Here is a 21,897-nt window from a genome sequence, read left to right as displayed (position 1 = left end):
AAATTTATATGGCAATAAAGTCATTAAAAATAGAGGGAATGACCTGTGCGTCATGTGCAAAAGCGGTTGAAAGAGCATCTAAAAAACTTCAGGGTGTTACTGAAGCAAATGTAAATTTTGCAACAGAAAAGCTTAATATTCATTTTGATGAAACAAAGGTAGCTGTATCTGATATTCAATCAGCTGTGGAAAAAGCTGGTTATAAAGCTATAATTGAATCTAGTACTAAAACATTAAAGATAGAGGGAATGACTTGTGCAGCCTGTGCAAAAAATATTGAAAAAGTTACAAAAAAACTTGAGGGAGTAATTGAGTCTAACGTAAATTTTGCAACAGAGAAATTAAATATAAGTTATGAAGCTTCTTCAGTTAGGATTTCAGACATCAAAAAAGCTATTGAAAAAGCAGGCTATAAAGCTTTAGAGGAAGAAAGTACCACTATAGATATAGATAAAGAAAGAAAAGAAAAAGAAATAAAACTATTATGGAAGAAGTTTATTGTTTCTGCAGTTTTTACAGTTCCACTACTAATTATAACTATGGGACATATGTTTGGAGAGCGTTTCGGATTTCATTTGCCAGAGATTATAAACCCAATGGATAATGCTAGAAACTTCGGTATAATACAATTAATATTAGTTCTTCCAGTTATGGTTGCAGGATATAAATTCTTTACAGTAGGATATAAATCCTTATTTAGAAGAAGTCCTAATATGGATTCTCTTATTGCAATAGGTACATCTGCCGCATTCTTATACGGAATATTTGCAATTGTACAGATTTATAGAGGAAATGTTGATTACGCCTATGATTTATATTTTGAAGCAGCTGGTGTAATTATAACACTCATTTTGTTAGGGAAATATCTTGAGGCTGTTACAAAAGGAAAAACTTCTGAGGCTATAAAAAAACTTATGGGGCTTGCGCCTAAAACAGCAATCATCATTAAGGATGGTAAGGAAATAGAAACCCCTATAGATGAAGTAGAAGTAGGAGATGTTATAGTAGTTAAGCCAGGGGAGAAAATGCCTGTAGATGGTGAAGTTGTAGAAGGAATTACTTCAGTTGATGAATCTATGCTCACTGGAGAGAGTATTCCAGTAGAAAAGAATATAGGAGATAAAATAATAGGTGCTAGTATAAATAAAAATGGTACCATAAAATATAAAGCTACAAGAGTAGGTAAAGATACAGCTCTTGCACAGATTATTAAATTAGTAGAAGATGCTCAAGGATCTAAAGCTCCAATTGCAAAATTGGCAGATATAATCTCAGGATATTTTGTTCCTGTTGTTATTACGATTTCTATAGTAGCATCATTGGCTTGGTACTTTATTGGTGGAGAAACAGGAATATTTGCATTGACTATATTTATATCTGTACTAGTAATAGCTTGCCCTTGTGCTTTGGGATTAGCAACCCCAACAGCTATTATGGTTGGAACAGGAAAAGGTGCAGAATATGGAGTTCTTATAAAAAGCGGTGTAGCTCTAGAAACTGCACATAAGATAAAAACAATAGTATTTGATAAAACAGGTACAATAACAGAAGGAAAGCCAAAGGTTACAGATATAGTTGTTTCAAATGGAATAGATGAAAATAAATTGCTACAATTAGCAGCATCAGCAGAAAAAGGTTCAGAACATCCATTAGGTGAAGCTATAGTAAAGGATGCTGATGAAAAAGAATTAAAGATTTTGAAGCTTGATTTCTTTAAAGCAATTCCAGGACATGGTATAGAAGTTAAGATAGATGGTAAAGCAATTTTACTTGGAAATAGAAAGCTTATGATTGAGAGTAATATATCATTAGAAGATTTAGAGGAAACTTCACATAGATTAGCAAGTGAAGGTAAAACGCCAATGTATATATCTATTGATGATAAAATAGCAGGTATAATTGCAGTTGCAGATACTGTTAAAGAAAATAGTAAAAGGGCAATCGAAAAACTTCATGATATGGGAATTGAAGTAGCTATGATAACTGGAGATAATAAACGAACTGCTGAAGCTATAGCAAAACAAGTTGGTATAGATAGAATTTTAGCAGAAGTTCTACCTCAAGATAAGGCTAATGAGGTTAAAAAACTTCAAGCAGAAGGTAAAAAAGTAGCTATGGTTGGAGATGGAATAAATGATGCACCTGCTCTAGCTCAAGCAGATATTGGAATAGCAATTGGTTCAGGAACAGATGTTGCTATGGAGTCAGCAGATATTGTACTTATGAGAAGTGATCTTATGGATGTACCAACATCAATTCAATTAAGTAAGAAAACTATATTAAATATTAAGCAAAATCTATTTTGGGCATTTGCTTATAATACGTTAGGTATACCAGTAGCTATGGGAATACTATATATATTTGGAGGTCCTCTTTTAAATCCAATATTTGCAGCAGCTGCTATGAGTTTTAGTTCAGTTTCAGTTTTACTAAATGCATTAAGATTAAAAAGATTTAAACCAGCTAGATAATTATTAAAATATTAAAAAAATTCAGGAGGAATTAAAGTGAAAAAGAAGATATTAGTTGAAGGAATGAGTTGTGGGCATTGTGTTAATCATGTCAAAGAGGCATTAATGGAATTAGAGGGAGTAACTACTGTAAATGTTGCTTTAGATGACAAAATAGCTGTGCTAGAAGCATCTAAGGATATAAAGAATGAAGATATAAAATTTGCAATTGATGATGCAGGCTATGAGGTAGCAGGAATAGAAGAGATCTAGTACAGAATTAAGAGTTTTGATAATAATTCACTTTTTATCAAAGCTCTTTTCATTTAAGCTAATAAATTAGAGTTAAGCGAATTAGATCTAGGCAGGTTTATATAATATAAAAGGTTTGAAAGGAAATAAATATGAAGATTTTAGAAGTGAGGATATTGGATGTGGTAATAATAGTATCACTTTTAATACTAAGTTTTTTACCATTAGGAATTTTCATGATTACACAAGGTGATAAAAAGAATGGTGATATTATAATTAAAATAGACAATAAAATAGAAAAAAAAGTTCCATTAAATAAATATAGTGAAAGCATAACATACCAGATTGATTTTAATAATAATATAGGCTACATTGAAGTTAAAGATGGCAAAGTAAGAATGTTAGAAATGAGTAAAGAAATTTGCCCTAACTCTATTTGTTCAGATACAGGGTGGATTGATAAAATTTATCAAAGTATAGTATGCCTGCCTAATAACATTATAGTTACAATTGAAGGTGTTGAGGATGATACCATAGATGCACAATCATTTTAAATATTTATATTGTGGGTGATAAATTAAGAATTTATCATAAACTAACGTTTCAAGTACCTCTATAGATGTTATTTACGTAACAAAAAAACATTGCTTTAATATAATATACTAGGCTATATGGCTTATTATATTAGTAAGAGGTTTTTATTATGGTTATTACGCCAGATCTTAAAACACTTAAGTTTAAAATTCATAAAGGAGTAAAATATTTTGAATTAGTCGCTGAACCTGTAACTCAGGAAATACTGCATGGTGTATTTATTAAGGGTTGGGGATACAATGGCAGTATACCTGGACCTACCATTCAAGTGTATCCCGATGACTATGTTAATATTAGAGTATATAATAGTTTGCCGGAAGCAACTAGTATTCATTGGCATGGACTTGATGTTCCAAATGTAATGGATGGCGTTCCAGCTGTGGGACCATCACCTAGAATAGAACCTGGAGAATATTTTGACTACCATTTTAGAATAATCAATTCTCCGGGAACTCATATGTATCATGCTCATGTAAATACAGCCAAACAGGACATGATGGGCCTCTTAGGAGGCTTTGTTATTTTGGATCCATGTGATAAAGCTGATAGAGATTATTTAAATTTGATGCAGGAATGGAGTCTTGTAGGTTTAAAGAAAGGAGAAACGGTAAAATTCGGAGTATATAATATTGAGCCATTCACAGATGCCTTCAATATGTTTACAATCAATGGGAAAAGCTTTCCTTATACTACTCCAATGCCTATAGAGTATGGTGATATTGTTCGATTAAGGCTGGGAGCCATACAAATAAATAATCACCCTATGCATCTTCACGGACACCAATTTGAAGTGGAAAAGGCTGATGGCAATATAATTAATCCTAAAGACAGAATATTAAAAAACACAATATTAGTAGCTACAGGAGAGACCTGGGATGTAATTTTCAAGGCTGATAACCCCGGTATCTGGCCTTTTCATTGTCATATTTCGCATCATATTTCTAATAACTTCACTTATGGTACAGGTGGTATGTTTACTACTTTAGTTTATAAAACAGACAAACACAGTCAAGCAAAAGATGATAATATTAAGATTGAATAATTGAAGGATGCAGTCATTAGTGATTGCATCCTTTTGAAATTATATACAATTAAAAAACACATAATGCGGTTAAGTAATAATTTGGAATAATACAATTATTTTAATAAATTTTTATACATTGCTTTGAAGCCAATACGACTATTTAAATATTTATATTAAGTAAAGCTTTTTTGAAAAGTTTACTAAAAGAACATAGATTATCTTAAATAAGTATTTCGAATTTTTTCTAAATCTACTGTATCTACAGTATCAACAACTTCAACGACTCCTAAAACACTATCATCTCTAAAAATAGCATATCCACCGATTTTTTTAGGGCTAAATACTATATCATTTAGACCTTGTTTAGCTGTAAAGGTAGTGACTTCTTTCCAGGTTGAGATATCTATGATAGTATACTCACCATCAGCGTTATCAAAAGCATTTAAATCAAAAGTGATTTTTGTTTTTCCACTATTTCCTGTAACTATCACTAAAGGCTGTAATTCGTAACCAATACCCTTGAATTGAGCAATCTGCTCATTATTGAAAATTCGTGATTTATTAATCAATGTTTCAGTTGGCACTAATGATATATCATTACCATAAATACTTGCTGAGGAGGTTTCATCAGAAGCATCATCTATTGGTACTGCACAACAACTAGGACCATTACTTGCTGGAGGTATAGAAGGATCTGATTTTGAAGGATCTACACTATTAAGATCATCGACAACCTTAATAACACCCCTTATCATGCCCATCCAACAACTAAAGTTTATATCTTTATCTCCAGGGGTAAACTCTATAATATTCTCACCACTTTTTATTTTCTTTTGAATATTTAATGATTGAGCTACAACAGAATTGTTACAAGAATTTATTTGTTTTCCATCTATTATCCATCTTACAGGAATATCTTTTTGAACATAAAAAGCATTAGGCGTATATCCATTATTATCTGCAGCCATATTAATAACTTGAACCCCATCTTTAAGGGTCGCTATTGATATATTAGAATTAGATGAAGATCTTGAATCACCATTTAATAAATCTGTAGTACTAGCAAGTGCAGTTAAAGGATTAAGATTTATACCTGCTAAAACAAAACCTCTATTACCCATAATAAGACCTAAAACAATAATTAAAACTCCGCTGAATTTTAGTATTCTTTTAGTATAGCCCTTACTTAATAATCCAGATAAAGCGCCAAATGTTAACATTAAGGGAACTGTGCCTAATGAAAACATGAACATTGATAAAGCTCCTTTTGTGACACTTCCAGTTCCTAAAGCAAATAACTGCATAGTTTGAAGTGGGCCACATGGCATAAGTCCATTTAATATACCTACAATAAATGGAGAACCTGATTTATTCTTTACTTTACATATAGAATGAGGCAGTTTAATATTAAATTTTCTAAAAGCACCAAAGCCAGCCATATTAAATCCCATTATAATCATAAATGCACCTGCGAATATTTGCATTCCTGCCTGAGCAATAATTGAGAGTGAGAATACTGAACCAAGTGCACCAATAATTCCACCTAAAATAGTATAAGATATTACTCTTCCTAGATTATAGATAAGTGCAGGTTTAATAGCCTCAAGTTTATTTTGGCTTTCTATTGATAAGCTTTGAGAAAGCATTATTCCTCCACACATACCTACACAATGAATTGAAGTAAGAATTCCTACTATAAAGAGAACGGCATACGAAGCATTTTGAAGTTTTGCTTCCATATCAAAACCACTTGTTTTTAATCCAAGCATAACTATAGCTGCTACAACTATAAGAATTCCAATAAATTTATAGTCATTAGAATTTTGCGTACTATAACCAGCTTTTTTAATTGCAGATTTAATCTTGCTTAAATTACATAAATTATCATCATATTCAATGTCAGCAAGTTGGTTACTATAACTTACTTTAACACTAAATACACCATCAAGTTTCATAATAGCTTTTTCAACCCGATTTGCGCAAGATGTACAGGTCATTTCATAAACTCTAATTCTTTCTTTTCTAATACTCATAAAAATCCTCCTAATTAACTAATAATGTTACTCTAGTGGTTAAGCCAGTTCTATATGCATAGTAAAAATACATTTTAAATTGGAATATACTGTAAATCTATAAAATTATACAAAATAGTTATGTTGATAATATGAAGATGAAAACAAATAAAATGGTTCACCAATTATATAAAAATATTTGATAGCTAAGATATTTCTTCATAATATCTTTATATAGGTAATTTAAAATGTAACTATAATATACACGATTTCAGTTATTTAGAAATCATAATGGAGGGGTATACATGAATTTTAATAAAAGTAATAAAAGGAAAGATAAGCACAATCATAGTCCGCTAAAACATATGTTACACATGGTACTTTGTTGTGGATTACCTATAATTATCTTATCATTTTTACCACTTATATCTAGATTTAGCCCGAGAGCAGGGGTCTTTGTTTCAGGAATAATTCCATTTATATGTCCTTTGATGATGCTTGGAATGATACCTATGATGCTTGGTGGAGATAAAAAAGGAAGTTGTTGTAGTGATAGTAATAAAGAAGAAATATCTAAATTAGATAAGCCTATAGATTAATATATAAATAATATATTGGCTTAATATAGATATGGGAAAGAGAGAGGCTTTTTAAAGGTTTAAAGTCTCTCTCTTTCATTTATTTAGATAGAGAGACTGTTACTGCGATACGATACTTTATATCTATATAAATTAAAATATTTAGGAATGTATGGATTTTTTTATGGGAATAATATAATAAAAGCTTGAAATAAAATACAATAATAGTATATAATAATAAATATTAATTAATAGAAATTATCAAAAATCAAAATGCAATATATTAATAAAGTTTTTAAATTTAATATAAAAATAAATATAAAATAAAAAGGAGTGATATCATGAACGCTGAATGGCAATACAAAGTTTTCACAGTTGATGAATTCATAAATGCAGGTAATGGAGGAACTATAGAAGATAAATTAAATGAATACGGAAAAGATGGTTGGGAACTAGTTGGCATTATGCCAAAGAAAACTCAATCTTTAGGAAATCCATCAAAATTACCTGAAGATTCTGTTGTATTAAAAAAGCAGTTATTTAGCTTGAAAAGTAATAACTATAATTAGTTTGTTACTGATAAATTATGCATTTAATTGCGCCTATAAGTTAAAAGGTTATAATAAGTCTAAACTCGCATATTTTCTCCTAAAGGAAGTATGTGAGTTTTTATCATTAAGAAAGGTTTATGGAATATTTTTAACACTGATTTTATAACTTAAAGCAAGATGAATTAATAGAAAAGACTATATAAATACAAATTTTGTTTTATGAAATAAAAAAGCGTTCTTTAGTAATTAATACTAAAGAACGCTGATATTTTCAAGAAAAGTTAGAACCTAATTATATTGATATTCCTATTAAGAGCAGTTGCCGAAGTAACATTAGTTGCAGTTGTGAATATTATTCTAACGTCATAAGTGCTTGTAGTAGTTGATACGGCAGTATCTACGAAGGTATTAGCAATAGGAAATCTTTGAGTTCCAGCAGTGGAAAGATTTCTTTGAATTGTTCTTGTGCTTATCAAAGTTCCATCCCTATATAGTCTTGCTTCAAAGGTCAGTGAAAAGTTTGAAGTAGTAATTGCTTCAACAGAAACAGCTAAATCAATTTTTAAAAACTCTCCAATTACTACAGGTACTGCAAGGGTATTTACTATAACCTCAGTATTTAGTGGAGGAAAAACAGCAACTGCTGCAGGAACTTGATTGAATAATATACTAGGGTCTCCAGTAGCTCCGGTAGCCCCAGTAACACCAGTAGCGCCGGTAGCACCAGTAGCGCCGGTAGCGCCAGTAGCACCAGTAGCGCCGGTAGCCCCAGTTTCACCAGTAACTCCAGTAGCTCCGGTTACACCAGTAGCGCCAGTAGCTCCGGTTTCACCAGTAGCGCCAGTAGCTCCGGTTTCACCAGTAGCGCCAGTAGCACCAGTAACCCCTGTAGCCCCAGTTTCACCAGTAGCCCCTGTTACTCCGGTAGCGCCGGTAACCCCAGTAACGCCAGTAGCTCCAGTTTCACCAGTAGCTCCGGTTGCACCTGTAGCCCCAGTAACGCCAGTTTCACCAGTAACTCCAGTGGCACCAGTAACTCCAGTGGCACCAGTAACACCGGTAGCCCCAGTAACGCCAGTAGCCCCAGTTTCACCAGTAGCCCCAGTGACTCCAGTGGCACCAGTAGCCCCTGTTACACCAGTGGCCCCAGTAACTCCAGTGGCACCGGTAGCGCCAGTAGCCCCAGTAACACCGGTAACGCCAGTAGCACCAGTAACACCTGTAAGGCCAGTGGCACCAGTAATGCCGGTAGCTCCAGTAGAACCAGTAACGCCAGTAACACCAGTGGCACCTGTAACTCCTGTAACTCCGGTAGCACCGGTAACTCCTGTAGCGCCAGTAACTCCGGTAGAACCAGTAACCCCAGTAACCCCAGTGGCACCTGTAACACCAGTAGCGCCGGTAACACCAGTAACTCCGGTAGCTCCAGTGGCGCCAGTAATGCCGGTAGCCCCAGTGGCACCAGTAACGCCAGTAACGCCAGTAACGCCAGTGGACCCAGTAACACCGGTAGCGCCAGTAGCCCCAGTAACGCCGGTAGCGCCAGTAGCCCCAGTAACACCAGTAGCCCCAGTAGCCCCAGTTACACCAGTAGCGCCAGTCTCACCGGTAGCGCCAGTCTCACCGGTAGCTCCGGTTACACCAGTAACACCGGTAGCGCCAGTAACACCAGTAACCCCAGTGGCACCAGTAACTCCAGTAACACCAGTAGAACCAGTAAACCCAGTGGCACCCGTAACTCCGGTAGTGCCAGTAACTCCTGTAGCGCCAGTGGCACCAGTAACTCCGGTAGCACCAGTAACCCCAGTAGCACCAGTAACACCAGTGGCACCTGTAACTCCTGTAGCGCCGGTAACTCCTGTAGCGCCAGTAACTCCGGTAGAACCAGTAACCCCAGTGGCACCAGTAGCCCCAGTAATGCCGGTAGCCCCAGTAGACCCAGTAGCACCAGTAGCACTTGTAGCCACAATATCATCTTGTATTATAACTAAAGTTGCTTTAACAGGTACGGATGTGCCAAGAATAGCAGTTCCTGAACCTGTATAATCTAGTGTTAATGTTACAGGAGCAGATATTACATCAACAATACCAACTCCAACGACTTCGCTAGTTTTGGTAGGAGAATTTCCTTCAAGATTATCACCTTGCGATGAAATTGCTGAAAATACAACAAAATTTGGGCTCGTAGATGTTTGAGTGGCTACCCACCAATCTAAAACATATCGTCCAGCTTCATTGAAGGTTATTACTCCAGTACCTGAGTTATATGAAATGTTTCCAGAACTATAGACAATGTTATCAAATATAACACTTGATCCAGAATCTATATTTCCTCCGGCCAAACGTTCAATTTGTAAAGCTATATTACTCATGGTATTCCTCCGAATATTAAAAATTAAGATATATTATTTTAAAAAATATATACCATCTTGTTATTTTATGTTTTTATTTAACTGATTGTGAAATAAAATATACACATTTATTGATTTTGAATTAAGATATATGTGTATATTTTATTAATTGATGACAGATTAGTGTATTAATTAAAGAATAAATAAATGAAATGGAAATTAGGACATTAAAAGAGGTGATGATAGTGAAGGATGACCATGAAAGTGCTCTTATAAAAGGCATAATTAAAAGAGATAAAGAAAGTCTTATGAAGCTAATGGATATCTATGGTAAGTTGATATATTATATAGCAGGAACTATATTAATAGAGCCTTACGAAAAGGAAAGTATAGAAGATTGTTATAATGAAGTGTTTACAGCTATTTGGTTTAATATAGATTGTTTTAACTTAGACAAAGGCAGTTTTAAGAATTGGATAATCGCCATAACTAGATATAAGGCAATAGACATTAAGAAGAAAAATTTAAAGCATAATCAGAGTCTAGAATATGATGATGAGTTAGTAAGCAATCAGGAAAATGAATTAGAAAGAATAGAAAACTTGGAGTTGATTAATGAACTTCTAAACACACTAGATAAGAAAGATAGGAATATATTTATTAAAAGATATCTTAGAGGAGAGTCAATTAAGGAAATATCTAAGGATGCAGGTTTCTCAGAAGAGTATATCTATACTAGAATATCTAGGGCTAGGAAAAAATTTAAAAAGATAGTTGGTGAGATTAATGAATGATAGAGAGGTATTAGAACTTTTAAACTCTGTTGAATATAGTGAAGAAGAAATTAAAAATTTAGAAGAAAAAGCTATTAGTAGTAGTAATTCTATTGGAGAGGATTTATATAAAATAAAAAACGATAGGGTGTTAAGAAATATAGCTTTTATAGAATTAGAGAGAAAGGTTAAAAGTTATTTAGAAGAAGATGAAAATATTAAATATAAAATGATGGTTCTTCAAAGTTATCTTGAGAAAAAAATATTTGCAAGGTATGTAGGTGATTGGGGCGGAAAGGTAGCTATTTATATGGGCTTATTTGTAACTAATAAGAGAATTTTTGTCTTTAGGTTGGATCATTTTTACGAAGTTCTAGAGGAGTATAATAATGATATAAATAATTTAGAGAGTTTTACTGATTTATGGGTGAAGTGCGACACAATTTCCTTAAACTTTAAAGATGGGAAAAATGTGTTTCCAAGACCATTTGAGAAAGAAAATAAAGAAATCTTTTTAGATATGATAAAGTATTTAAGAGAAAGAACAAACTCTCCTTTTGTGGAAATAAAAAGACCTAAGGTTGGAATATTTTTTTTGATAATGATAGTTCTAGCCATAGGAGCTTTTATTGGAATAGGGATTGATGCATTTAAATTATTTATGGAGAGTTTAAGGAACATACCTTAGTAAAGTTGATATTATATTTACTCTGATATTAAAAGTAAATTTATAATTGAGATTCCTTGCAAGGCGCATAAATACTATATATTCTTATATTCTTTTATTCTTATATTCTTAAATTCTTATATTGATAGAAATATATATTCCTTAGGGTAATAGAAAAAGCTGCCTACTAATTGTTTAGTATGACAGCTATTTTTATTAGCAGGCTAGTCTTGCTATTACTAGTTTCTCTTTCCACTTACCTCTTTTAAATCTTATAAAGTAGAGAGTTCCCCTTACGGTCCAGTCAATAAACATTCCGCTCCAAACTCCTATAAGTCCGAGATTTAAGGTGATTCCTAAAAAATATCCAAGAGTAATTCTAAATAGCCACATTCCTATAAGGGCAGTGACCATTGTGTATTTTGCATCTCCAGCTCCTTTTAACCCAGCAGGAAGGACAAAGGAGATAGACCACATAGGAATACATAGTGAATATAGTATACACACACGTCTTGCTAAGTTAATTATTTCTGGATCACTTGTATATAATCTAGGGAGTAATCCTGAGAAAGGTAAAAATATTAAAGCCATAGCAATCAAAGAAAAAGTTGATAACTTGGTTATATAACCTAAAGTATCGCTTGCTTCATCAGTTTCACCTTTACCCATATGTTGACCAACTAAAGCTGTAGCTGCTATGCATAAGGCATTTCCAGGAATATTAAGCATTCCACCAATAGAGCTAGTTATAGTATTTGCAGCAATGGAGGCTGTACCCATACCTACTATAAATACTTGAGTTATTAACTTACCTCCATTAAAAACTAAAGATTCTATACTAGCAGGTACGCCCACTGAAAAAATTGGTTTTAGTAGAGTTAAATCAAATTTAAATTTCTTAAGTTCTGTTAGTTTAAGTATGCTTGAACCTCTTAATAATACACCAAGAACAATAAAGGCACCTATACTTCTAGCTAATGCTATACCTAAAGCAGCGCCTACTATTCCAAAGCTAAAAATATTTATAAATGCAAATGTAAAAACAACATTCATTACATTCATAAATATGGTTATCTTCATAGGAGTTTTAGTGTCACCAGCACCTCTTAAGATTCCGTTGCAAATAAGATCCATTGTGATTAAGGGATAGGTCAATAGAGTAATAGATAAATATATATTTGCTGAACGTATAACTTCAGCTTCAGCAGAGCCAAATAGGAAAGAAAGAATAAGTTTCTTAAAGATAAACATAAGTAGAGTAATAGATATTGATATCAGTATAGAAGAGTAAAGGGCTTGCTTCATGGAGGCATTTGCTTTTTTTATATTAGATTGTCCTACAAATTGAGCAACAACTACCATTCCACCAACTGCAAGGGCAGAGAAAAAGGCAATTACTATATTGTTTATGGAATCAACCATACCAATTGCAGAAACTGCCTCTTTTCCTATATGACCAGCCATCATTGTATTAATCATTCCCATGGACATTACGAATAATTGTTCAGCCAATATTGGTAGGGTTAAGCTAATAACATCTTTTCGAATAAACTTCATTTTTGCACCTTCAATAATATCCTTCCGTAGCATATTTTAATCTCATATCAATTATATACCTAAGTAGAATATTATCAAAGTTAGTTAAGCCTCATTGAACTATGAGAGAGCGCCTCTAGGGGATATAGATTAGAATCTCTGCTGAGTTCGGCTTATTATGTCGTTTTGAGTAGTCGGATCTAAAGTTATAAATTGTGCACAGTATCCAGCAACCCTTACGATTATATCTCTATACTCCTCAGGGTTCTTTTGAGCATTAATTAAAGTTTCAGTTGACATTATATTAAATTGAATATGCCATCCTTTTATGGCTATAAAGCTTTTAATAAACATAAGGAATTTTTGAAATCCGATATCATTATTTATTAAGTCAGGTGAAAATCTTACGTTTAATAATTGTCCACCTGTCATTAGAATGTTAGGAAGTTTTGATATAGTTTTAAGGACTGAAGTTGGTCCTTTAATATCTGTTCCTTGAACTGGAGAGCAACCTTCAGCTGCTGGAGTCCAAGCTTTTCTTCCATCAGGGGTAGCTCCTGTAACACAACCCATAGGAACATTTGAGGAAATACCAGAGGTTGATAAACCATAATTACCGCCAATAGGGCCTTTACCAAACCTAGTATTTTTATATTTGGAAATTTCATTAATATAGGTATCATAAATATCTGAAGCTATAGAATCAACATAGTCAATATCATTTCCGTACTTAGGAGCATTTTCTAATAAGGTTCGTATTTTTTCTCCTTTAAGTCCTGAGAAATCAGTTTCTATAGCATTTATGACCTCTTCTAAGGTAAGAGTTTTATCCTCGTACACAACTTTCTTTAATGCAGCAAAACAGTTTGCTGCATTAGAAAGTCCAACCTGAAGTCCTGAGACTATATCATAAACTGCACCACCTTCTTTAGCTGTTTTAGCTCTTTCTATACAGTCATCTATTAAGGAAGAACAAAAAATATCTGGATATTCTAAAAGCATAGTATCTGCTATTTTATCTGATACTACGGAAAGTTTAGTATAATATTCAATATTCTTTTCCCATGCTTTCCATAGAGAAGTGTAATCAGTAAAATCTTTTAGACTTCCATTTCCCTTTAAAAGAGTATAGCCGGTTCTTTTATCTAAACCATCATTTATAGTAAGCTCAAAAGCTTTTAGAAGATTTAAAAAAGTCATTCCAGTACATCTATATCCCCATTTTCCTGGAACAGCAACTTCAACACATCCAACCATAGTATAGTTGAAGGCATCTTTACAGCTTACTCCTTTATTTAATAAAGCAGGAATTATAATCTCATCATTATGAAGGGCAGGCATACCAAAACCAGTTGAGATTACTTCAGTACATTCTCTTATAAATTTCTCAGAAGTGTTTAAGTGAACTCTTGCAGAAAGGTTAGGTTGAGTAAGTTTTGCTTCGCCCACACTTTCTAGAATTAGAAAACTTAATTCATTTACAGCATCTGAATAATCAGGATTAGAACCACCTATAGTCACGTTTTGATAAGTTGGGTATCCAGCTCCATAACCTGAATGAGAGGTTGATCTTATTTTAAGTATGGAGTAGAGCTTTATCCATAGACATTGAAGAAGTTCTTTTGCAAAGTCCTTATCTAAATTATCATTTTTATAATATTTATAGAGATATTGATCCACTCTTCCTAAAGAAGCAGAGTGACCATTACTTTCTATTTGAATTGCTAAGTGCACAAACCATATCATCTGCACAGCTTCATAGAAGTTTTTAGGAGGATTTTTAGGAACATTTTTGCAGACTTCTGATATTTTAAGAAGTTCAGTTTTTCTATTTTCATCCTTCTCTTTTAAACTTAAATCATAAGCAAGAGCTGAATATCTTTCTCCAAATTCTATGATACTTTTATTAACTATAACAATAGATTTAAGGAAAGCAATTTCTCTAAAAGCATCATTTTCACTTATATCAACCCTAGATAATCTTTCTTCAGCTTCTTTTATGATTCCACTTAAACCTAATCTTAAAGCCTTCTCAAAATCAGGAACTATATGTCCATCTCCTGAAGTCATATTTCCTTCTCCGTGGATAACCTTTATTTCGGATGCTACTTTAACCTCTTCTGGCATAATCGCCATACATTTATCCTTTAAGGTTTTTCCCTTCCAATATTGTATGATTTCTAAAAGTTCCTCTTTATGTTGTTCTGGCAAATAAAAATTATCACCATCTCTTGTGTTGAAGTTACCTTTTTCTAAAAGCTCTTTTTCCATCCAATCAACAGCATACTCTGGAAATACTGGAGCAGTTCTTTCTTCTGAAGCTTGATTACCTACTATTAATTCTCCTTCTTTAATATATATATACATTTTCTTTAAAGTGTTTTCTAATGATCTAGCTCTTTTAATATATACAGGTTCAGCTTCATTTTCTTTATAGACCTCTGTAACAAATCGTGCTCTTTCTATACATACCATTGGTGTTTGTGAAAGCACAGATTCTCTTAGTTTTTTAATTCTTTCACTTTTAATTTCATATTGTTTCATAATTCTTATCCCCCTATAATACATTTTATTTTTGACTCTTCCATAAGAGTCTTAAGTTCATTAAGATAATCAGGTAAAGGTTTTTCAATATGGTCTAGTTTATAGTCTTTTTGAAGTCGTCTATATTTATCAAGTCCTAAAGTATGGTACGGAAGAAGATGAATTTCTTTTATATTATTTTCTTTAGCTATATTTATGGAGTTTTGAATATTTTCTATGCTGTCATTTAGATTAGAGATTAAAGGAATTCTTATTATAACTTCTTTATTTAGTGATTTTAATAGATGAAGATTTTTTAGGATAAGAGAGTTATCCACTCCGGTGAGAGTTTGGTGCATATATTTATCCACACATTTTAGATCAAATAGAAAAAGATCTGTGTAAAAACTTAAAGCTTTTAATTTCTCTGTATTTCCAAAGCCTGTAGTTTCTAAAGTAGTATGCACATAATTATCTTTCAAAAGCTTAAAAAGTTCTAAAACAAAGTCTATATTCATTAAAGCTTCACCACCAGAAACGGTTACTCCTCCACCAGATTGGTTATAGAATAAGGAGTCTTTCATAACTTCATTAAAAACATCATCAACAGTCATAGTTTTAGCTACAAGTTTTAAAGAAGAAGTAGGGCAAACCTTTACACAAAGGTCGCAGCCTGTACAGTTATTTCTGTTTATGAGCATACCTTCAGAGGAAATATTTAAGGCTTTTTCTTTACATACCTTAATACAAGTACCACAGTTTATACAGCTGGATTTATTGTAATAAAGCTCATTTTCTTTTCTCTGAGTCTCAGGATTACTACACCAAAGACATCTAAGTGGGCAACCTTTAAGAAAAACTACGGTTCTAATACCAGGTCCATCATGGATAGCATAATGTTCTATTTCACATACTAGAGTACTCCTCAAAACAATTCATCTCCTTTACAGTGTATTTGGTATCGATTATTACTGTTTATTATTATTTTATGTTATTTAATACCAAAGGTCAATATTCATAAATAGAGAAAAATCTTTATTTTTGCCTGCTTATGCTATAAAATATAGGGTATATCAATTGTTATTACTTAGTATCAATTAAGGTGGTTGAAAAATGTTTATTGAAGAGAGATTAAATAAAATTATAGATATATTAAAAGAAGAGGGGAGGGTATATGTTAAAGACTTAAGTGAAAGATTTGATATGTCTGAACCTGCAATAAGAAAGGATTTACAAAGACTTGAGAAGGAAGGAAAGTTAAAGAGAACTTACGGTGGAGCTATTCTTGAAAGAGGAAAAAGTGAGAGTTCAAGTATCCAAACAAGACTTATAAAAAATACCAGCATCAAAAATACATTGATAGAGAAAGCATTCAATGAAATCAAAGATGAAGAAGTAATATTTTTAGATATATCAAGTATTAATTATCTTTTAGCAAAACTAATAATAGAAAGAAATAAAAAAGTTACTCTAGTAACAAATATGGTAGAAATATCTGCACTAATTAATGATAATGTGGATACAGAGCTACTTTGCATTGGAGGCACATATAATAAAACCCTAGGAGGGGTAATAGGTTCTACAGCTATTGAAAATATCTCTAGATATAGAGCGGATAAAGCTTTTATAGGAAGCTGTGGAGTTAATGTACATGAAGGCACTCTAAGTAATTTTGATCTAGAAGAAGGAAATACAAAAAAGGCAATAATCAATCACTCAAAAAAAGTATATGCATTAATAGAAAATGAGAAATTTAACTTAGATGGCTCCTATAACTTCGCAAAACTTGAAGATATAGATACTATAATTACTGAAGAAAAACCGGATAAAGGTATAATAAAAATACTTGATGAAAGTGGAATTAATATAATTTAATTAATAAAATAAGAGTCCCTATACTGTAAAATTTCAGCTACAGTATAGGGATTTTTGTTTAATTATTACTAAATGCTTATAAATAAGTTATATAAAAGTAATTATTCACTGGTAACATTCATTATAGAATAAATAAAAAAGACAAGGAGGAGAAAGAAATGTTTTTAGTGGAATTAAAGAGAGGATTCTCAAGATTATCCTTTAAGATTGCTCTATTTATAGGAATAATATTTTGTTTATTAAGTTTAATAGAAACCAAGGGTTTATCTGAAGATTTACTTAGAGATTATATTAAGACATATTTAGATACACCCTTTGATAGATTTATTTTCTTTAATCTAAATCCTGTATCTAATATTCTAATTTTAATATTTCCTATTATAAGTGCTATTAGTTATTCAGATTCATATTTAGAAGATGTAAATAGTGGGTTTATTAAGGCTATTTATACTAAAGAGAAAAAAGTGAAATATTTAATATCAAAGTTTTTATCAAATTTTATAGTAGCAGGAACAGCTATTGCAGCTCCCCTACTATTGAATTTTATAGCTTTGATTTTATTATATCCAAGCATTCCAACTCATGCTGTATTAGGTAGACCAACAATAATGCCAGGAGGTTTATTTCCAGGATTATTTTATAACCATCCTGCTATTTATATATTAATATGGATATTAATATACTTTTTGTATTCTGGAGCCTTTGCGTCTATAGGGTTATCTTTAGGAATATTAATAAAAAATAAATTTGTTACCTTGATAGCGCCATTTATTATATATCATATTGCATCTATTATATTACAACTAATGAATAAAAATTTATATGAGCCACTTCAGTTTTTATATTTGTCTAATAATCAAAATATTTCAGCCATTACTTTAGATTTTGTTTTAATTCTTATAGCTACAATTTGTTTATTTATATATGGAGGCTATAAAAATGAAACCTACTAAAATGTTTAAAGACTTGTTAAGAAATTTAAATTCAAATAAATATAAGATATTTTTTGCTATTATTATTATGTTTAGTGTAGTAATTCCTTCAATTAAGTATCTTGTTGATATTGCACCTAAGGAAATGAATTTATCTATATTTGATGCATTATGTCATGTAGGTGGAGAATATGGATTTTTAGGAAATAGACCCCTTGCTATTCCTATAGTTCCAGTGTTTTCTTTCATACTAATAAGTTTATTAGATTCAGAGAAAAAAATATTTTTTATAGTAAGAGGGGTTTCAAGAAAGTCCATATGGAATAAACAATCATTTTATATTATTATTTTTTCTCTTGTATTCTCTATAATTTTAGTTTTTGGGGGATACCTAATAAGTGGAATGTTAATAGGGAGCTTTAATAATAACTGGAGAAGTGAAACAAGCTTTCCATATAGCATAATAGGAGCTACAAATGAATGGGAAACCGCTTATAATATGTTTTTTACATATAAGATGCTGATTATACTTTCTACTAGTACTTTCTTAGGACTATGCTCTATTGGGTTTCTTATCGGGGTGCTTAAAACTTTTCTTAAAAACATTTATATGTATTTAGTATTAACTATAATAATTTTTTCAGATGGGATGCTAAGTAAATTTTCATTGATAATAAAACAGATGACTTTAAGTTTAAAAAATTGGATAGATCCATTTAGTATACTTATAAATGACGCATACTTATTATTATTTATTTTAGTATGTTATATATTAGGAAAAGAAATTATGGAAAGAAAGGATTTCATTTAATAGTGGAGGTGAGGAGATATAGCTATAAATAATAAAAGATTACTATCTTTAGCTAAAAGAGATTTTTTATATGGCTTTAAAAATGACTATATTAAATATATTTTAATAATATTAACTTTCAGTTTAGTAGAATCTTTAAGTATATACAATAAGGTTCAGCTTGGGGAAATAAGTATAACTAATTTAGTTTTTGAAACTTTTAAAGGTATATCTTATGAAGAAGTAAGTTTTAAAAACTTTGATTTTCCTTTAGTATGGTTTATGATTAACTTCTTTATAGTCTTTATTATAGGAAGTTATATATATGATGATTTAAAAAATAATGGAGTTTATATATTGTCTAGAGTAGGAAATACAAAATATTTTTGGATTTCAAAAGTATTGTGGATTATAATTAATAATTTAATTTACTATTTAATAGTTTTTGGTATTGCAGTAATTGCTGGGAAAATATTTTCTGGAAGTTCATTAGAAAAAGATCTAATAGAAACTCTAGGTACTTTATTTATTTTATATTTTACAACTTCTATAGCTTTATGTTTACTTAATGCTACATTATCTTTGATAGTTAAACCAGTATATGCTTATTTGATAATTATATTATTATTAGCTTTCTCTATTTTTTTGAAAAATAATCTTTTACCTGGACAACATTCTTTAATATTAAGGCATGTTCCCTTTGATAAAATATATAATTTAACTTTGTGGAAATCTTTAATATACAATTTTGTATTATCAATTACAGCTATATTTGTAGGTGGAAGAGTGATTTATAAAAAAGATATTGTATAAGTAATTTTGGAAAGGGAGTATTTGTATGGAAAAATATTATGTTGAAATAAAAAAATTAACAAAAGAAATTAAGGGTAATTTAATTCTATCAGATATAAATTTGAAATTAGAGAGAGGCAAAATATATGGCTTCAAAGGTAAAAATGGCTCAGGAAAAACAATGTTATTTAGAGCTATTTGTGGTTTAATAAAAGCTACTGAAGGGGAAATAACAGTGGATGGAAAAGTAATGGGAAAAGATATTTCATTCCCAGAGAACTTAGGGGTGTTAATTGAATATCCAGGATTTTTACCTAACTTTACAGGATTTAAAAATCTTAAATACTTGGCAGACATAAATGGAAAAATAGGAGAAGAGGAGATTAAAGAAGCCATAAAGAAGGTTGGATTAGACCCAGAGGATAAGAGGAAGTTTAAGAAATATTCCTTAGGCATGAAACAAAGACTAGGGATAGCTCAAGCTATAATGGAAAATCCAGATTTAGTTATTTTAGATGAACCAACTAATGCCCTTGACGCAGATGGTGTTAATTTAATAAATTCAATTATTAAAGATTTAAAAAAACAAAACAAACTTATTTTGTTAGCTAATCATGATAAAGAGGAAATAGAAGGAATATCTGATGAAATATATACTATACAGCTGGGGAAAATCACTGATCATCAAGTGTTATAGGAGAAGGCTATATGAGAACAAAAAGAAAGAATATAATAATTCTGCTTGTAGCCATTATCTTAATAGTTTTAGGTGTATATAGGTATAGAATAATAAATAAAGATATGCCTAAAGAGTACTTAATAGATAATTATTCCTTAGGAGAAAGTATTAACTTAGATCGAGTTCAAATAAAGGTTAAATCTTTTGAAAAATTAAGAAGAAATCTAGAAGAGCATGGAGATGAAAATTTAGGTTGTATATTGGAGATAAATATAAAAAATATAAGTAGTGAAGTAGTGGATATAGCTCCTATTATTGAAAATAGCAGACTTGGATTTGGAACAAGCTATCAAGATTATGCAGATGCTACAGGTGATTTAAAAAAGGTTAAAAATCTTCAGCCAAATAAAGAAGCTAATTTAACACTAAATTATGTTATTTTTGAAGATGCTTTAAAGAAATCAAAAAATCCAAATGAATTTGATTTTTATATATCAAAAGAATTGTATAAAAATCAAGTAGAAAAAGAAATAAATGAATTAAAATTATATGCAAAAGTTATAACATTAAGAGGTGAATAATGGTTAAGAAGGGTAAAAGTAAAACGGGTATTTTTATAATCGTTCCAATATTATTGATTTTAATTATATCAATAAGTGCGTATATGAAAAATAAAGGTTTCTTTAATAAAACGGATGAAATAGATGTTTCAAATGTGATTTTAAATGAAGAATTTTTTTCAAGTATGAGTGAAAAAGAGCTAATACACTATAAAATATTAAATTCTATAGATTATTTTAAAAATGTATCAGGTGAACTTGAAAAAACTGATGTAAAGTACGGAGATAATTTAAAAGTAAATTATGTTATAGATGTTGAAAATAGAAGGGGATATGTTCACAGTATTTCTGAAGCTGAGGATAGTGAAATCATATGCGATAATGGTAACCAGCTTCAAATTGATAATGTTAAAAAAAGCTATAGAGAATTTCAGTTAGAGGTACGTCCTAAAGATGAAACTTTGAAAAAGTTAAAACCTAAAAATAGATATTCTGAAAAAGCTGGCTACATGGTTAGAAGGGATGCTGAATATATACTTGGCGCAGATGATAGTGTTTTTGATCAGGAATTTTCTTCAGGTGAACTTAAAGATTATAATACTTGGGATATAAAAGGGGAAGAAAATTATCTAGGCAGAAACTGTGTGCTTATTGAAGGGAATTTAGGTTCTGTAGGGAAAAGTGGAGATAAAACCTTTAGAAAGTTGGTCGATAAGGATACTGGAATGATACTGAAGTCTGAGAGACTTAATAGTAAAGGTGAAGTAGTATTATCTACTATTGTAAAAAGTTTGAAAATAAATGAAAATATTAATTCTAAAGTATTCGAAAAAAATCTTAAAGGATATATGAAGATAGATAAAGTTGAAAGTGAAGATAAAAGTTAATATAGTAATAGTAATAACCTTGTAATATTTTAATGCAAGGTTATTACTATTACTAAAAATAATTGATTACA

General features: G+C 31.2%; 20 protein-coding genes. 15 read left to right on the top strand and 5 right to left on the bottom strand.

Going from position 1 to position 21,897, the window contains the following annotated elements; genetic code table 11:
* Positions 1 to 8 precede the first annotated feature (8 nt).
* The 4 genes from B3N22_RS19880 to B3N22_RS19865 all read left to right on the top strand — a co-directional run bounded on the left by B3N22_RS19880 (position 9) and on the right by B3N22_RS19865 (position 4,338).
* Positions 9 to 2,471, top strand: coding sequence for a heavy metal translocating P-type ATPase (locus B3N22_RS19880; RefSeq protein ID WP_286909855.1), 2,463 nt, complete (start codon positions 9 to 11; stop codon positions 2,469 to 2,471).
* Between the two features lie 36 nt (positions 2,472 to 2,507).
* Complete coding sequence (locus B3N22_RS19875; RefSeq protein ID WP_286909852.1) at positions 2,508 to 2,723, top strand: heavy-metal-associated domain-containing protein; 216 nt, start codon at positions 2,508 to 2,510, stop codon at positions 2,721 to 2,723.
* A gap of 131 nt (positions 2,724 to 2,854) precedes the next feature.
* A complete protein-coding gene (locus B3N22_RS19870) occupies positions 2,855 to 3,256 on the top strand; it encodes a NusG domain II-containing protein (protein ID WP_286909850.1) in 402 nt (133 codons plus the stop codon).
* A 149-nt stretch (positions 3,257 to 3,405) separates the two neighbouring features.
* The gene (locus tag B3N22_RS19865) at positions 3,406 to 4,338 is read left to right on the top strand and encodes a multicopper oxidase family protein (protein WP_286909848.1); all 933 of its coding nucleotides are present in this window, start codon (positions 3,406 to 3,408) and stop codon (positions 4,336 to 4,338) included.
* A 197-nt stretch (positions 4,339 to 4,535) separates the two neighbouring features.
* Here the strand turns inward: B3N22_RS19865 and B3N22_RS19860 are convergent, their stop codons facing one another.
* Positions 4,536 to 6,353 (bottom strand): urease accessory protein UreH domain-containing protein, encoded by a 1,818-nt coding sequence (locus tag B3N22_RS19860; protein WP_286909846.1) that lies wholly within the window; start codon positions 6,351 to 6,353, stop codon positions 4,536 to 4,538.
* Between the two features lie 284 nt (positions 6,354 to 6,637).
* Between B3N22_RS19860 and B3N22_RS19855 the strand changes: the two genes are divergently transcribed.
* Both B3N22_RS19855 and B3N22_RS19850 read left to right on the top strand, forming a co-directional pair.
* On the top strand, positions 6,638 to 6,931 hold the full coding sequence (locus tag B3N22_RS19855) for a hypothetical protein (RefSeq protein ID WP_286909843.1): 294 nt from the start codon (positions 6,638 to 6,640) through the stop codon (positions 6,929 to 6,931).
* 320 nt (positions 6,932 to 7,251) lie between these two features.
* Positions 7,252 to 7,479 carry a DUF4177 domain-containing protein gene (locus tag B3N22_RS19850; RefSeq protein ID WP_286909841.1) on the top strand — a complete coding sequence of 76 codons (228 nt, stop codon included), beginning with the start codon at positions 7,252 to 7,254 and terminating at the stop codon, positions 7,477 to 7,479.
* Between the two features lie 263 nt (positions 7,480 to 7,742).
* Here B3N22_RS19850 and B3N22_RS19845 read toward each other — a convergent pair whose 3' ends face one another.
* Positions 7,743 to 9,833 (bottom strand): beta strand repeat-containing protein, encoded by a 2,091-nt coding sequence (locus B3N22_RS19845; RefSeq protein WP_286909840.1) that lies wholly within the window; start codon positions 9,831 to 9,833, stop codon positions 7,743 to 7,745.
* Positions 9,834 to 10,057: 224 nt separating this feature from the next.
* Here B3N22_RS19845 and B3N22_RS19840 point away from each other — a divergent pair, with 224 nt between their 5' ends.
* On the top strand, positions 10,058 to 10,606 hold the full coding sequence (locus tag B3N22_RS19840; protein ID WP_286909838.1) for a sigma-70 family RNA polymerase sigma factor: 549 nt from the start codon (positions 10,058 to 10,060) through the stop codon (positions 10,604 to 10,606).
* Entirely contained in the window at positions 10,599 to 11,273 is a 675-nt protein-coding gene (locus B3N22_RS19835; protein WP_286909835.1) for a hypothetical protein, read from the top strand. Before B3N22_RS19840 ends, B3N22_RS19835 begins: the two co-directional genes overlap by 8 nt.
* A 195-nt stretch (positions 11,274 to 11,468) precedes the next feature.
* On the opposite strand, the gene B3N22_RS19830 is transcribed toward B3N22_RS19835, so the two are convergent.
* The 3 genes from B3N22_RS19830 to B3N22_RS19820 all read right to left on the bottom strand — a co-directional run bounded on the left by B3N22_RS19830 (position 11,469) and on the right by B3N22_RS19820 (position 16,240).
* Positions 11,469 to 12,809: an MATE family efflux transporter gene (locus B3N22_RS19830; RefSeq protein WP_414632251.1), complete on the bottom strand. Its 1,341-nt coding sequence runs from the start codon at positions 12,807 to 12,809 to the stop codon at positions 11,469 to 11,471.
* A 129-nt stretch (positions 12,810 to 12,938) separates the two neighbouring features.
* A complete protein-coding gene (locus B3N22_RS19825) occupies positions 12,939 to 15,332 on the bottom strand; it encodes a glycyl radical protein (RefSeq protein WP_286909831.1) in 2,394 nt (797 codons plus the stop codon).
* A 5-nt stretch (positions 15,333 to 15,337) separates the two neighbouring features.
* Positions 15,338 to 16,240 carry a glycyl-radical enzyme activating protein gene (locus B3N22_RS19820; RefSeq protein ID WP_286909828.1) on the bottom strand — a complete coding sequence of 301 codons (903 nt, stop codon included), beginning with the start codon at positions 16,238 to 16,240 and terminating at the stop codon, positions 15,338 to 15,340.
* 184 nt (positions 16,241 to 16,424) lie between these two features.
* Between B3N22_RS19820 and B3N22_RS19815 the strand changes: the two genes are divergently transcribed.
* The 7 genes from B3N22_RS19815 to B3N22_RS19785 all read left to right on the top strand — a co-directional run bounded on the left by B3N22_RS19815 (position 16,425) and on the right by B3N22_RS19785 (position 21,826).
* A complete protein-coding gene (locus tag B3N22_RS19815; protein ID WP_286909826.1) occupies positions 16,425 to 17,186 on the top strand; it encodes a DeoR/GlpR family DNA-binding transcription regulator in 762 nt (253 codons plus the stop codon).
* A 158-nt stretch (positions 17,187 to 17,344) separates the two neighbouring features.
* Positions 17,345 to 18,139, top strand: coding sequence for a hypothetical protein (locus B3N22_RS19810; RefSeq protein WP_286909824.1), 795 nt, complete (start codon positions 17,345 to 17,347; stop codon positions 18,137 to 18,139).
* Positions 18,126 to 18,929: a hypothetical protein gene (locus B3N22_RS19805; protein ID WP_286909822.1), complete on the top strand. Its 804-nt coding sequence runs from the start codon at positions 18,126 to 18,128 to the stop codon at positions 18,927 to 18,929. Before B3N22_RS19810 ends, B3N22_RS19805 begins: the two co-directional genes overlap by 14 nt.
* 18 nt (positions 18,930 to 18,947) lie before the next feature.
* Positions 18,948 to 19,721, top strand: a complete 774-nt coding sequence (locus tag B3N22_RS23775) for a DUF2705 family protein (RefSeq protein ID WP_476728475.1) — start codon at positions 18,948 to 18,950, stop codon at positions 19,719 to 19,721.
* 25 nt (positions 19,722 to 19,746) lie between these two features.
* On the top strand, positions 19,747 to 20,397 hold the full coding sequence (locus B3N22_RS19795; protein WP_286909817.1) for an ATP-binding cassette domain-containing protein: 651 nt from the start codon (positions 19,747 to 19,749) through the stop codon (positions 20,395 to 20,397).
* 11 nt (positions 20,398 to 20,408) lie between these two features.
* Complete coding sequence (locus tag B3N22_RS19790; protein ID WP_286909816.1) at positions 20,409 to 20,960, top strand: hypothetical protein; 552 nt, start codon at positions 20,409 to 20,411, stop codon at positions 20,958 to 20,960.
* Complete coding sequence (locus tag B3N22_RS19785; protein ID WP_286909814.1) at positions 20,960 to 21,826, top strand: hypothetical protein; 867 nt, start codon at positions 20,960 to 20,962, stop codon at positions 21,824 to 21,826. Before B3N22_RS19790 ends, B3N22_RS19785 begins: the two co-directional genes overlap by 1 nt.
* The last annotated feature ends 71 nt before the right edge of the window (positions 21,827 to 21,897 follow it).

Origin of the sequence: Clostridium sp. UBA1652 (assembly GCF_002320975.1) — a bacterium.
Lineage (GTDB): Bacteria > Bacillota > Clostridia > Clostridiales > Clostridiaceae > Clostridium_T > Clostridium_T intestinale.
Note: the sequence above shows the minus strand (reverse complement) of the source record. Positions and strands in the feature narration are given on the sequence as shown.